Origin of the sequence: Rhizobium sp. RU36D, assembly GCF_900176345.1 — a bacterium.
Taxonomy (GTDB): domain Bacteria; phylum Pseudomonadota; class Alphaproteobacteria; order Rhizobiales; family Rhizobiaceae; genus Allorhizobium.
Genome location: NZ_FWXU01000051.1, coordinates 1 through 12,228 on the forward strand (window position 1 = coordinate 1; position 12,228 = coordinate 12,228).

Consider the following 12,228-nt stretch of genomic DNA (forward strand, 5'->3'; position numbering starts at 1 on the left):
AGCCGGCATCCAGCGCAATCAAGTCCTTGATTGCGATAGACTTTTTCACGGCGCAGACGCGCCGTGGCTGGATTCCGGCATTCGCCGGAATGACGACTGAATAGGGTCTCGCGGAAAACCTATCTTCGTCAGTAGAATGAGCCGGGAGAACAACGCCTCCCGGCTGACATCAGTCTCAGGCGAGGTTCTTCTTCAGGAACTCGACGGTGCGGGACCAGGCGAGGTCGGCAGCGGCCTTGTCGTAGCGGGCCGAGGAGGTGTCGTTGTTGAAGGCATGGTTCACGCCCTCATAGACAAACAGCTCAAAGGTCTTGTTGTTGGCTTCAAGGGCTGCCTTGTAGGCGGGAATGCCGGCATTGATGCGCTCATCGAGACCGCCGTAGTGCAGCATCAGCGGTGCCTTGATGGCAGGCACTTCCTCCGCCGCGACCTGGGAGCCGTAATAGGCAACGCCCGCGCCAAGCTCCGGCGAGGCAACCGCCATGCGGTTCACCATGCCGCCTCCCCAGCAGAAGCCGATGGCGCCGACCTTGCCATTGACCTTCTCGTGTGCGGCGAGAAAGGCGCGGGTCGCCTCGGCATTTTTGACCGTCGCGGCCATGTCGAGCGTCGAAAACATCTCGCGAGCCTTGTCCTCATCCGAGGGGGTGCCACCCGAGGGCGACAGGAAATCGGGCGCCAGCGCCACGAAACCCTCCAGCGCCATGCGTCGCGTGACATCGCGAATATGCGGGTTCAGACCGCGGTTCTCATGGATGACGATGACGGCCGGCAGCTTGCCGGCTGCCGCCTTCGGGGTGACCAGATAGCCCTTCATGTCTCCGGTGCTGCCGGCATAGGTGATGTCCTGCGCCTCGAGCCGGGCATCGCCCTCCTCGACAATAGCCGCGCGGGCGCCGCTGGCCGCCAGCATCGGCGCGATGGCAGCCGCGGCGGCACCGGATCCCGCCAGCAGCGACAGCTTTTCCATGAAGCGGCGGCGATCAAGCGTCAGGTGGGTATATTCGTCATAGGCTTCGATCATCGCCTGCGTGATCGTGGGCTTTTCCATGGTCGGTCCTCCTAGATGGCGCATATGCCGACAACATAGAGGAAACATGCCACGTGGGTACGGCAACAAGCGCCGATGGTACACACATCTGCGTTACTTGTGGCACGTGCCCCAAGACTTCAAGACAGCGCCATCCAGGCAGCCAGCCAGATCCACAGGATCGCCAGCAAAACGAAGCCGATTGCGAACAGCGGGCTGCGATAGGCAAGCCGGTTGCTCGTCACATGCACATAGGCATGGGCATAGCGCGAGAACACGAACAGGGAAGCGAGGCCGAGCGTGGCGATGTTGTCGGATTCTGTGATGTAGAGAAGCACACAGACCACATGGAATAGCACCGGCAGCTCAAACTGATTGGCCAGGCTGTTCTTGACGACAAGGCTGTCGGCGGGCTCAGCGCGATTTTCGCGGAAGGCTTGCTGGTCTACCAGGCCTGAGCGAACGGCGCGGGCTCGGCGCCATCCCAACAGACCGTAAAGAAGGAAAACCAGAACGGCATGGGCCACGGATGGCCAGAAGATTTCATATCCAGTCATGACCCCGTCCTAATGACAGAACCAGACAGATGCAACCGCCGGCGGGAGTTTACCCCCGGCGGTTGCTGTCACATGCCTCACGCGGCGCCCGGATAGTTCGGGCTCTCGCGGGTGATGGTCACGCCATGGGGATGGCTTTCGCGCAGGCCGGCACCGGAGATGCGCACGAAGGTGGCCTTGTCCTGGAAATCCTTGATGTCGCGTCCGCCGACATAGCCCATGGCCGCCTTCAGGCCGCCGGCCAGCTGGTGCAGCACGGCCGAGACCGGGCCCTTGTAGGGCACCTGTCCCTCAATGCCTTCCGGCACGAGCTTCAGGGTGTCGCGGACCTCCGCCTGGAAATAGCGGTCGGCCGATCCGCGCGCCATGGCGCCGACGGAACCCATGCCGCGATAGGCCTTGAAGGAGCGGCCCTGATACAGATAGACCTCGCCTGGGCTTTCATCCGTGCCGGCGAGCAGCGAGCCCACCATGACGGCCGATGCGCCGGCGGCAATTGCCTTTGCCAGGTCGCCCGAGAACTTGATGCCGCCATCGGCAATCACAGGAATGCCGTGCTTGGCGGCTTCTTCCACCGAGGCCATGACGGCGGCAAGCTGCGGCACGCCGACACCGGCGACCACGCGGGTGGTGCAGATCGAACCCGGGCCGATGCCGACCTTGATGCAGTCAGCGCCGGCATCGATCAGCGCACGGGTGCCCTCGCCGGTCGCGACATTGCCGGCGATGATGCGCACGGCATTCGACATTTTCTTGACAGCGGCAACCGCGTCGAGAACCTTTTGGGAATGGCCGTGGGCGGTATCGACCACGATGACATCGACGCCCGCATCGATCAGCCGTTCGGCGCGTTCGCGGCCGTCATCGCCGGTGGAAATGGCAGCGGCAACGCGCAAACGGCCATGAATGTCCTTAGCCGCATTCGGATTGAGCTGCGACTTCTCGATATCCTTGACGGTGATGAGACCGATGCAGCGGCCGTCATTGTCCACGACCAGCAGCTTTTCGATGCGGTGGGAGTGCAGAAGGCGCTTGGCTTCCTGCTGGTCGACGTTCTCGCGAACGGTGATCAGATTTTCGCGCGTCATCAGCTCATAGATCTTCTGGCTGTGATCGGAGGCGAAGCGGACGTCGCGGTTGGTCAGGATGCCGACCAAGCGTCCGGGGCGACCGCCGTTTTCGACAACCGGAATGCCTGAAATGCCATGGGCTTTCATCAGGGAGAGGGCTTCGGCCAGCGTGGCATCCGGGCCGATGGTCACCGGGTTCACCACCATGCCGCTCTCGAACTTCTTCACCTGCCGCACTTCCTCGGCCTGTTCGGCGGGGGCAAGATTGCGGTGAATGACACCCATGCCGCCGGCCTGGGCCATGGCGATCGCCAGCCGGCTCTCGGTGACGGTGTCCATGGCGGAGGAGATGATCGGCAGGGAAAGGTCGATATCCTGGGCGATGCGCGTGGCGATATTGGTCTCGCCCGGCATGACCTCGGAATGTCCGGGCTGCAGCAACACGTCATCAAAGGTGAGCGCTTCCGCGCCGGTTGCCGACATTACGATGCGGGCCATGGCCAATTTCCTTCAGTTGAATAGGCAGATTCCGCCACGAAGAGGACATCTCCTCGGGACGCTCCTGCAATGAAATGCTTGGAAGTTGGCGAGGGCACGTAACACGTCTATGACAGGAAGGGAATAGCAAAACGAACCGTGTCCATATGTGACGGTTCGAAGGGCTCAGGCGATTATTTTATGCTTCGCTAAATTGCTACATTTTCGGCCAATCGTTTTTCAAATCTCGTCGCCTATAACTGGCATGCCGCAACGAAAAAACGCGGCAGTCGACAAGAACAGGGGACACCGGTCATGAACGCATTGAAACGCCGCGCCACAGCGCTGGAAACAGAATTCGTCCACAAGCAGGAACTGGCCTTCAGGGCCGAGGCGCGCCGCAACGCGCTGATGGGGATGTGGGCAGCCTCCATTCTCGGCGATACGAATGCCGAGGGATATGCGGAGAACCTCGCCAAGGCCGGTGTCGACGGCGATGAGGCCGTGCTGACGCAACTGCGCCGCGACTTCTCCAGGGCGGGCATCCTGATCATGGATAACGAGCTCAACGACAAGATGGTGGCCATGTTGCGTCAGGCGACCGCTGCCCTGAATGCCGCCTGAAGCGCGCCCGCGCTATTGCGGTATGTGGGCCGGCACTGACTGGCTTGCCGGCCCACACCAATCTTCCCAGAGAACTCAGATATCGAACTGATAGGCCTTCGGCACGTAGCGATAGCCGGTATCGAGCTTTTCCACGAAGCCGACGGCCGGGAACGGCATGTGATAGCCGAGGAACGCGGTGCGATCCGTCGCCAGCATGTCGAACACCTTCTTGCGGGTCGCGGCAGCAGCGGCCTTGTCCATGTCGAAGCGCACTTCCCATTCCGGCTTCTGCAGCGACAGCACGAAGTGGTTAGCCGTATCGGCGGTCAACAACAGCGACTTGCCGTCGGATTCCAGCATGTAGATCATGTGGCCCGGTGAGTGACCGAAGGCCGCCATGCCGGTGATGCCGGACACAACAGACGCGCCGTCGCCGACAAAGGTCATCTTCTCCGCCAGCGGCTTGACGTTGGCGAGAACGCCCTTCTGGCCGTTTTCCGCCGGCGTGCCGGCGCGGGCCGGATCGACCCAGAAATCATATTCGGCCTGACCGGTGACATAGCGCGCATTGGCAAATGTCGGCTTGCCGTTTTCCATCAGCCCGCCGATGTGGTCGCCATGCATGTGGGTGAGGACGACGACGGTCACATCCTCAGGCGTGTAGCCGGCTGCGGCCAGCCCTTCGATCAAGCGTCCACCGCCCTGCGCCCGCGCCGCCGGACCAAGGCCCGTATCGAAAAGCACGACGTCGGCGCCGGTATTGACCAGAACAGGAGCAAAACTATTCACAAACTTATCTTGAGGCAGAAAATTGGCGGCCAACAATTCGCCGACCGCCTCGGGGGTCTGGTTGGTGCCGAATGTTTCCTGGGGCTTGTCCGAAGCCCGCGCGCCATCCTTGATCACCAGAACCTCGAAACCGCCGACCTTGAAGCGGTGGGTTTCAGGGGGCATCGCGTGATCAATATTCATCGAGGTATCAGCCTGGGCATGGGCTGCCCGCGTCATCAGCATGGGGGCCGACAGCGCCATCGCGGCGCCGCCGATCAGAACACGCCTGTTCAGTTCGATCATTTCGTCCTCCGGTCTCTCAACAGCACGTCCATGGCTGCGACGCCCTACTTAGAGGCAGTGACACCGGCGACCAGACGCGTCACGAAGACGTGAAGGCACAAACCGCGCCTCCGCGTGTTTGTGAACGTTTTGCGAAGTGTTAATTCGCAATTGGCAGGGGCTTTCCACATCGCTAGAACGGGCCAGCCCGTGCCCGCCCTCCCCCGATCTTCCCTTGCTCCAGGCCCTGCACCTCATGAATCGCGTCGTTCCACTGATCCTCGCCGTGGCCTTTTTCATGGAGCAGATGGATTCCACCGTCATTGCAACAGCGCTTCCGGCGATTGCGGCAGACCTCGGCGTAGGTCCCATCACCCTCAAGCTGGCGCTGACCTCCTATATGGTAGCGCTGGCAATCTTTATTCCCATCAGCGGATGGATGGCAGACCGCTTCGGGGCGAAAAAGATCTTTCGCATTGCCATCCTGGTATTCGTGATCGGCTCCGTTCTTTGCGCAGTATCGGCTTCCGTGCCGGCTTTCGTGATGTCCCGCTTCCTGCAGGGCATGGGCGGAGCGATGATGGTGCCGGTCGGCCGCCTTGTGCTGCTGCGGACGACTAAACGCAGCGACCTGGTCTCGGCCATGGCATTGCTGACGATCCCTGGACTGATCGGCCCGCTGTCCGGTCCACCGATCGGCGGCTTCATCACCACCTTCTTCAGCTGGCACTGGATCTTCCTGATCAATGTGCCGATCGGCTTCCTCGGCATCTGGCTCTCGACCATCTACCTGCCGGATATCGAGCCGATCAAAACCGCTCCGATTGATCTCGTCGGCTTCGTCTACAGTGCGCTCGCCGCATCCGGCATCGTGTTCGGGCTGTCGGTCATCAGCCTGCCGGCACTGCCGCCGCAGGCCGGCATCGGTGCGACGCTGATCGGCCTGATCTCCTGCGTCCTCTATGTGCGCCATGCCCGGCGCCATCCGGCACCGCTGCTGGATCTGACGATTTTCCAGAACTCGACCTTCCGGGTCTCCGCCATCAGCGGCGCCGTCTTCCGCATTGCCGGCGGCGCCATTCCCTTCCTGATGCCGCTGATGCTGCAGATCGGGTTTGGCATGACGCCATTCGAATCCGGGCTGATCACCTTTGTCGGCGCGATCGGGGCGCTGACGACGAAATTTCTCGCCACCCGCGTGCTGGCGGCCTTCGGCTTCCGCAACACCATGATGCTGGCGGTCGTGGCAGGTTCGCTGACGACGCTTGCGAACGCCGTCTTCACACCGGAGACGCCGCATCTGCTGATCATGGGCTCGCTGCTGGTCGCGGGCTTCTGCCGCTCCTTCTTCTTCACCAGCGCCAATGCGCTGGCCTATGCCGACATCGACGACCAGCAGGCAAGCCTCGCGACATCGATGAGCTCGGTGCTGCAACAGATCAGCCTGGCGCTGGGGGTTGCGGTCGCCGCCGCCATCCTGGAGGCGAGCACGGTTCTGCGCGGCTCGCATCTGGAACTCGGCGATTTCCACATCGCCTTCGCCCTGGTGGCCGGCTTTTCGCTCTTCGCGATCGTGCCGCTGCTGACCCTGGCGCGCGATGCGGGAGCGGCAATGTCCGGCCATGGCCGCAATGCGGCGGAAGACGTGGATGTGAAGTAAAACAGGTTATTCCGGCTTTTCGCACACGGCTGACAGCTTGTTGCCATCGGGATCCCGCAGATAGCAGGCGTAAAAATCGGGATGATAGGGACGCAGGCCAGGCGCGCCCTCATCCGTGCCGCCATGTCTCAAACCGGTCGCATGGAAGGCATCGACCGCCGCCCGGCTCTGCGCCACCAGCGCCGCCATGGAGCCATTGCCAAAATTGGCAGCCTTGCCATCATAGGGCTGCACCACCCATAGCCGGCAGCGATGATCCGACGGCTCGCCATAGCCGAGTTCGTCATCCTCGGTGACTCGCCTGACGACCCCAAGGGTTTCCAGCACCGCATCATAGAAGACCTGCGACCGTGCCAGATCATTCGACCCGAGCGTGATGTAGAGCAGCATGGCTATCTCCGGGTTATGCTTGGTCGCGTGCGTCGTCCGGGTCGGTGTCGTCAGCATCCTCGGCGGACGCCTCCGCCATCTTCGACCGTCCCTTGAAGCCCTTGGCCAGGAGGAACATTTCCACCGATTCGGAGCGGGATGCACCCGGCTTCACATGCACAACCTGGCGGAAATTCTGCTTGAGCATGGTCAGCAGTTCGCGCTCCGTGCCGCCCTGGAAGGTCTTGGTGAGGAAATGCCCGCCCTCGGCCAGCACTTCCACGGCAAAATGCGCCGCAACCTCGCACAGATGCATGGTGCGGATATGGTCGGTCTTCTGATGGCCTGTGGTGGGGGCCGCCATGTCGGACAGGACGACATCCGGTGCGCCTCCCAGCGCCTCCATCAGCAGGCGCGGCGCATCGGGATCCAGAAAGTCGAGCTGCAGGATGTTGACGCCGGGCAGCGGCGTCACCTCCAGAAAGTCGATGGCAGCGACGCGGGTATCCTCCAGTGTCGATCCGGTGACCTTGGCCGCGATCTGCGACCAGCTGCCGGGCGCGGCACCCAGATCGATGATGCGGCGCGCACCCTTCAGGATCTGGTGCTTCTCGTCGATTTCCAGGAGCTTGAAGGCCGCGCGGGCGCGATAGCCCTCCAGCTTCGCCCGCTGCACATAGGGATCATTGATATGGCGCTCGAGCCAACGCCGGGACGAGGCTTTCAGCTTGCCCTTCTTGACCTTCTGGCCGAGCTTGCGGCCGGTGCGGTTGCCGCCAATGGGTGGTTTGGCCATGGATTTAGCGCTCTCTTTCGCGGAAAGGACGGCGGCCGCGATTGCGGCGCCACACCCCATCATCCGCCATCATGTCGGTCAACAATCCCTCGCGCAGGCCGCGATCGGCCACGCGCATGCGCCGCGCCGGCCAGCGCCGACGGATCGCCTCCAGGATGGCGCAGCCCGCCAGCACGAGGTCGGCGCGATCCGGCCCGATGCAGGGATTGGCGGCCCGGGAACCATAATCCCAGGACAAAAGCCGCGCCTGCATAGCAGTCACTTCCTCATCTGTCAGCCATAGACCATCGACCTTGCGCCGATCATATCGCGGCAGGTCAAGATGCACGCCGGCCAGCGTCGTCACCGTGCCGGATGTGCCGATAAGGTGGAAATCCTCCGCCCCGCCAAGGGCTGCCGCGGCAATCGGCGGGCAATCGAAGCGCTCCAGCATGCCCGTCACCTCGCGCGTCATCGCCTCGAACATGTCGGGCGTGACATCGCGACCGCCATGGCGCTCCGATAGCGTGACGACTCCGACCGGCAGCGAGGTCCAGTGCGTGATATGGTTGGCGAGCCGGCTGGAGCGGTTCTCGCCGATGCGGATGACGGCGATTTCCGACGAACCGCCGCCGATATCGAACAGCACAACCGAGCGGGCTTCGCGCCCCACCAGGGAGGAGCAGCCGGACACTGCAAGCCGGGCCTCGGTCTCGCGGTTGATGATCTCCAGGTCGAGGCCTGTCTCGCCCACCACGCGGCGCAGGAATTCCTCGCCGTTATCAGCGGCACGGCAGGCCTCGGTGGCGATCAGCCGCATGCGGCGGATTTCCCGGCCCTTCAGCTTTCCAGCGCAGATGCGCAGGGCATCGACGGCGCGATCCATGGCCTCCGGCGACAGCCGGCCGCTGGCCGCCAAGCCCTCGCCCAGCCGCACGATGCGGGAAAAGGCATCCACGACGCGGAATTGGCCAGGCCGCGTGGGCGCCGCGATCAACAGGCGGCAATTGTTGGTGCCGAGATCAAGGGCTGCATAGAGGTCCTGATCGGCATCCGCTTCGCGTGACCGGGGCGCATGGGCAGAGCTGCGATGTTCGACATGCCTGCCGCGTTCGGGCGCAACGGGTTCCGGCGCACGCGCGGGCTGGTGGCGCTCGTCCATGACGGGCGCTTTTTCCGCCTGTCCGCCGGCCACCAGGGCACGACCCTGCGGACCACGGCGGTTGCGGTGGCGCCTGTTCTTCTTGCCGGATTTGTGACTGGAGCCGGAGGGTTCACCGTGATGGTGATCCGCCCCATGGCTCTGTTGCGCGCCGGGACGCGGCTGCGCAGCCGCCGAGGCGCTGGCCGCCCTGCCGGTGGCCCGTCCTCGCCGACGACGCTTGCGCTTGCGCGCACCTGGCCCAGGTTCTGCATGTGCGGGACGCACGACCGCGCCGTCCGAGGCGCCTTGATCGATAGGGCCTGCCGACGCGGCGGAGGAATGACCTCCATTGCGCTTCGACTTTTCGCGCCGGAAAGCTTTCGCCTTCCCGCGAGATTTGGCCGCCGTCCCCTCTTCTTGCGGCGAAGCGCCGCGATCGGGGTCTGTCACGTTATCATTCCGTTGGCCGCGCAACGCCTTTTCAGGCATGCCGCTGGCGACTGATGTTCATTGTTGGAACAAAGATAACAGGCAGGCCAGCATTCGCCAAACGCTTTTTCCACAGGCCACCAAGGCCTTGAATTCGAACTCTCAAAAAGCCTGCGCGACATTCCACATTTTTTTGCCTGGGGGTATTTGCAAACTCGCCACTTATGTTTATAAGCCCGCCTCACCGGCGGACGTGCACAGCACGGACAGCAGCCCAGTTGGGGAATAGTTCAACGGTAGAACGACGGACTCTGACTCCGTTAATCTTGGTTCGAATCCAGGTTCCCCAGCCAATTCTCCCCAAAAGCCCTGAATTCCTTGTTTTTCCAGTCGTGCCGGATATCGTTTTGGCATCATTGGCGACCTGATGCCCAGAAGTGATGCCCAAAGGTGATGCCCAGCCGAATTCGGCGCGGTCGAACCTTCGGGCTCGATACAGGGTCTGTTCGTCATGGCTGTGCGCCACGAGGTCGAGAATCTCATCCGCCGCGGAAACATCTTCTATTGGCGGCCACGCGTCCCGGCCGCTCTCCTCAACTGCGGTCCCGGTAGCCGCCTTTCACTCAGCCTTCATTGTTCCGACCATAGAAAGGCTCAGATCATTGGCCGGAAGCTCAACACGCGACTGGCCGAATTGAAGTTGAACTCGAAGGAAATGATGTCCAAGCAACAGCTTCAGAAACTGTTCGAGCATGAGCGCGACAAAGAACTCGAGCGACTGGACGAGATCAATACGCTTGCCCGGCGCAATGGCCGTGGCGGGAATGTCGAGGAGATGGAACTCGATCTCGAGGCCGGTTGGGCCTGTCAGCTCGTCGCGAAGTTCGGGAGCCGGACGGAGCTGACGCTGGAGAGCGGTTGCGCGGGCCTAACCTATCTCCTCAACAATCGTGTCCCGATCTCGCACATCGACGCCATCAGGGCGAACTATCGGGGCGAACTGGCCATCGCACGCAGCCCGGGGTTTGAAGACGGCATCCGGCGACTGATCTACAATTTCGAAATCGACGACACTGTCGCTAATCGTCAGCGCGCCATGTCGAAGATCTTTGAGGGTCGCGCTGCTGCCCTCCTCGACATCGATGAGCGGCACGAGCTTGTCGACAGAAGCCAGAGCGAGTTCACGGGCGGCGAAAGAGCCATCACGCCGATTGCCGAGGTTCTACTTCCTGAAACTGCAGCGCCTCAGCCGCTGACGCGGCACGATGAACAATCGTCCTTATCGGCTTTACAGATCATTTCAGGAGAGCCGGGCGTCGCTTATCTGGATCTCACACCGCGCCCGGAGAAAATCACGGCACAGCCGAAAGCTCCCAGTGCCGAGCAGAGGGTCGTTCCTATTGCCGACTTCGAGCAGGAGTGTGAGAAGCTCATCGACAACATGGGCGAGGATTGGACAACTGAAACCGGGCGGGATGCCATGGCGCTGGTTCGGATGTTCAAGTCGGTGCTCATCGAGCATGGGGTAGAGCATTCCGGGCAGATCGAACAATATCACATTGGGCAGTTGCGCCAGCACTTCAATCACATTCCGACGGACTGGGGCAGAAGCAGCAGGATGCGCGTCATGTCAGCGCCGGAACTTCGTGCGGAAGGCGACAGACTGCGTAAGGCTGCGGAGATTTCAGGAACCAAGGCGAAGGTTGGTCTGGCTCCGGGAACGATCCGAAAGCACTTCGGAAATCTACAGCACTTCCTGAAGCATCTGAAAGGCCACGGGTTCGAAATCGAAAACTGGACCTTTGAAGGCCTGCGTCCACGAAAGCCCAAAGTAGGAGACATCCGTCACCAGCAATACAAACCGAAACCGGAAGACATCGCTCCGATTTTCTCGAGCCCCGTCTACACTGGCTCTCTGGATCATCTGCGCGGAAAACGAAGAAAACCGGGCAGCCAAGTTTTCCATGATTCGCTTTATTATCTGCCGATCCTGTTCACCTACCTGGGGCCGCGACGCAAAGAGTTCGCAGGACTTTCCGTCGACGACATTGCGAAGGACGAGGACGGATATGTCATCCTCCTTCGCACCAATGGCATCAGGCGATTGAAGACCGCGCAATCAAAACGACTGCTGCCCATGCCCGACGAATTGATCCGATTGGGCTTCCTCGATTACTATCAGGCGATCAAGGGACTAGGCTACGAAGCTCTCTTCCCAGACCTGTTCTCGGATAAGACGGATAACGATCCAGGAGACCGTTTCTACGACACTTTCATCCCTATCATGCGGGGCGCGCTCGGTGAAAAAATGTGGGAGCGAGCCATTCATGCCCTTCGTCACGGGATGGCGGACACCCTGAAGCAGGCCGGAGTCTCATCTGAAGTGATCGATGACATCTCGGGGCGATTGAGCGAAGGCAGTGAAACGAACACCCGATACACCAATCCGGCTGGCCTTCCGTTGATGCGCAGCGCCCTCAAGCACTACCCAATCATTACGTCGACCGTCGAATCGAAGCCGCTGCAACTTCTGCCATGGATCGAGAATAAGCAGCCACCGCCATGGGCGCGAGAAGGCAAGAAGTGAAGCCCGGGCGGAAATGATTTCCGGTCGGACTGTGTTCGGCTGGTAGTGCGACACCGGGCTGAGCCCGGTTTCGAACTCTGGAAATCCGATTCAGAATCAAACGGCGTTTCACGAAGTAATGGGGGGAGAAGTCGTCATTCCATCAAACGCCGTTAGGCGTTGGAGCGGCCTCGTCGAGCAAGAAGCTCCGAAACCAAAAGAGCAAGTTGAGAGCGGACGCTCAGACCTCATCGTCGGCGCCATCGGGATAGATCAGGTGGATTTTCCTACGGAACGGTGAGCCGCCTGTCCGATACTTGGCGACAAGATCATCGAACACGACGTCACATTCGCGCTCATCGAACCCCTGAGCCGTCAACATTGAGACGATCTTATTCTGGAACGTCTCAAGCTCGGCCTCCTGGCCCTTGTCCACGGCCCTGCGGATCAACCAGAACAACGCCACCCTTGCCACGTCGTCCCGGTCAGGAC

The 12,228-nt window shown here is 61.5% G+C and carries 11 protein-coding genes and 1 tRNA gene; 4 read left to right on the forward strand and 8 right to left on the reverse strand.

Annotation, left to right across the window (positions count from 1 at the left end):
- Positions 1-175 precede the first annotated feature (175 nt).
- From B9A97_RS28710 to guaB, 3 genes are all read right to left on the reverse strand, one after another.
- The gene (locus tag B9A97_RS28710) at positions 176-1,051 is read right to left on the reverse strand and encodes a dienelactone hydrolase family protein (protein WP_084369254.1); all 876 of its coding nucleotides are present in this window, start codon (positions 1,049-1,051) and stop codon (positions 176-178) included.
- A 119-nt stretch (positions 1,052-1,170) separates the two neighbouring features.
- Complete coding sequence (locus B9A97_RS28715) at positions 1,171-1,587, reverse strand: MAPEG family protein (protein WP_084369255.1); 417 nt, start codon at positions 1,585-1,587, stop codon at positions 1,171-1,173.
- Between the two features lie 77 nt (positions 1,588-1,664).
- Positions 1,665-3,155, reverse strand: coding sequence for an IMP dehydrogenase (gene guaB, locus B9A97_RS28720; RefSeq protein WP_084369256.1), 1,491 nt, complete (start codon positions 3,153-3,155; stop codon positions 1,665-1,667).
- Positions 3,156-3,449: 294 nt separating this feature from the next.
- On the opposite strand from guaB, the gene B9A97_RS28725 reads away from it, so the two are divergent.
- Positions 3,450-3,758, forward strand: coding sequence for an ATPase inhibitor subunit zeta (locus tag B9A97_RS28725; protein WP_084369257.1), 309 nt, complete (start codon positions 3,450-3,452; stop codon positions 3,756-3,758).
- Between the two features lie 75 nt (positions 3,759-3,833).
- Here the strand turns inward: B9A97_RS28725 and B9A97_RS28730 are convergent, their stop codons facing one another.
- Positions 3,834-4,814 carry an MBL fold metallo-hydrolase gene (locus B9A97_RS28730; protein ID WP_084369258.1) on the reverse strand — a complete coding sequence of 327 codons (981 nt, stop codon included), beginning with the start codon at positions 4,812-4,814 and terminating at the stop codon, positions 3,834-3,836.
- A 235-nt stretch (positions 4,815-5,049) separates the two neighbouring features.
- On the opposite strand from B9A97_RS28730, the gene B9A97_RS28735 reads away from it, so the two are divergent.
- Entirely contained in the window at positions 5,050-6,453 is a 1,404-nt protein-coding gene (locus B9A97_RS28735; protein WP_084369263.1) for a DHA2 family efflux MFS transporter permease subunit, read from the forward strand.
- 6 nt (positions 6,454-6,459) lie between these two features.
- Here B9A97_RS28735 and B9A97_RS28740 read toward each other — a convergent pair whose 3' ends face one another.
- The 3 genes from B9A97_RS28740 to B9A97_RS28750 are packed head-to-tail and all read right to left on the reverse strand — an operon-like array spanning position 6,460 to position 9,191.
- Complete coding sequence (locus tag B9A97_RS28740; protein ID WP_084369259.1) at positions 6,460-6,843, reverse strand: VOC family protein; 384 nt, start codon at positions 6,841-6,843, stop codon at positions 6,460-6,462.
- Positions 6,844-6,856: 13 nt separating this feature from the next.
- Positions 6,857-7,618 carry an RlmE family RNA methyltransferase gene (locus B9A97_RS28745; protein WP_084369260.1) on the reverse strand — a complete coding sequence of 254 codons (762 nt, stop codon included), beginning with the start codon at positions 7,616-7,618 and terminating at the stop codon, positions 6,857-6,859.
- A gap of 4 nt (positions 7,619-7,622) precedes the next feature.
- On the reverse strand, positions 7,623-9,191 hold the full coding sequence (locus B9A97_RS28750) for a Ppx/GppA phosphatase family protein (protein ID WP_084369264.1): 1,569 nt from the start codon (positions 9,189-9,191) through the stop codon (positions 7,623-7,625).
- 258 nt (positions 9,192-9,449) lie between these two features.
- Here B9A97_RS28750 and B9A97_RS28755 point away from each other — a divergent pair.
- Positions 9,450-9,523 (forward strand) — tRNA-Gln (locus tag B9A97_RS28755).
- 158 nt (positions 9,524-9,681) lie between these two features.
- Positions 9,682-11,757 carry a DUF6538 domain-containing protein gene (locus B9A97_RS28760; protein WP_084369261.1) on the forward strand — a complete coding sequence of 692 codons (2,076 nt, stop codon included), beginning with the start codon at positions 9,682-9,684 and terminating at the stop codon, positions 11,755-11,757.
- Positions 11,758-11,977: 220 nt separating this feature from the next.
- Here B9A97_RS28760 and B9A97_RS28765 read toward each other — a convergent pair.
- Positions 11,978-12,228: hypothetical protein (locus tag B9A97_RS28765; protein WP_084369262.1), on the reverse strand; the 251-nt coding region annotated here is incomplete at its 5' end.

Coding starts and splice junctions, on each gene's coding strand:
- B9A97_RS28715 (WP_084369255.1), bottom strand. CDS start 1,587: ATGACTGGATATGAAATCTTCTGGCCATCCGTGGCCCATGCCGTTCTG.
- B9A97_RS28730 (WP_084369258.1), bottom strand. CDS start 4,814: ATGATCGAACTGAACAGGCGTGTTCTGATCGGCGGCGCCGCGATGGCG.
- B9A97_RS28745 (WP_084369260.1), bottom strand. CDS start 7,618: ATGGCCAAACCACCCATTGGCGGCAACCGCACCGGCCGCAAGCTCGGC.
- B9A97_RS28735 (WP_084369263.1), top strand. CDS start 5,050: ATGAATCGCGTCGTTCCACTGATCCTCGCCGTGGCCTTTTTCATGGAG.
- B9A97_RS28710 (WP_084369254.1), bottom strand. CDS start 1,051: ATGGAAAAGCCCACGATCACGCAGGCGATGATCGAAGCCTATGACGAA.
- guaB (WP_084369256.1), bottom strand. CDS start 3,155: ATGGCCCGCATCGTAATGTCGGCAACCGGCGCGGAAGCGCTCACCTTT.
- B9A97_RS28740 (WP_084369259.1), bottom strand. CDS start 6,843: ATGCTGCTCTACATCACGCTCGGGTCGAATGATCTGGCACGGTCGCAG.
- B9A97_RS28760 (WP_084369261.1), top strand. CDS start 9,682: ATGGCTGTGCGCCACGAGGTCGAGAATCTCATCCGCCGCGGAAACATC.
- B9A97_RS28725 (WP_084369257.1), top strand. CDS start 3,450: ATGAACGCATTGAAACGCCGCGCCACAGCGCTGGAAACAGAATTCGTC.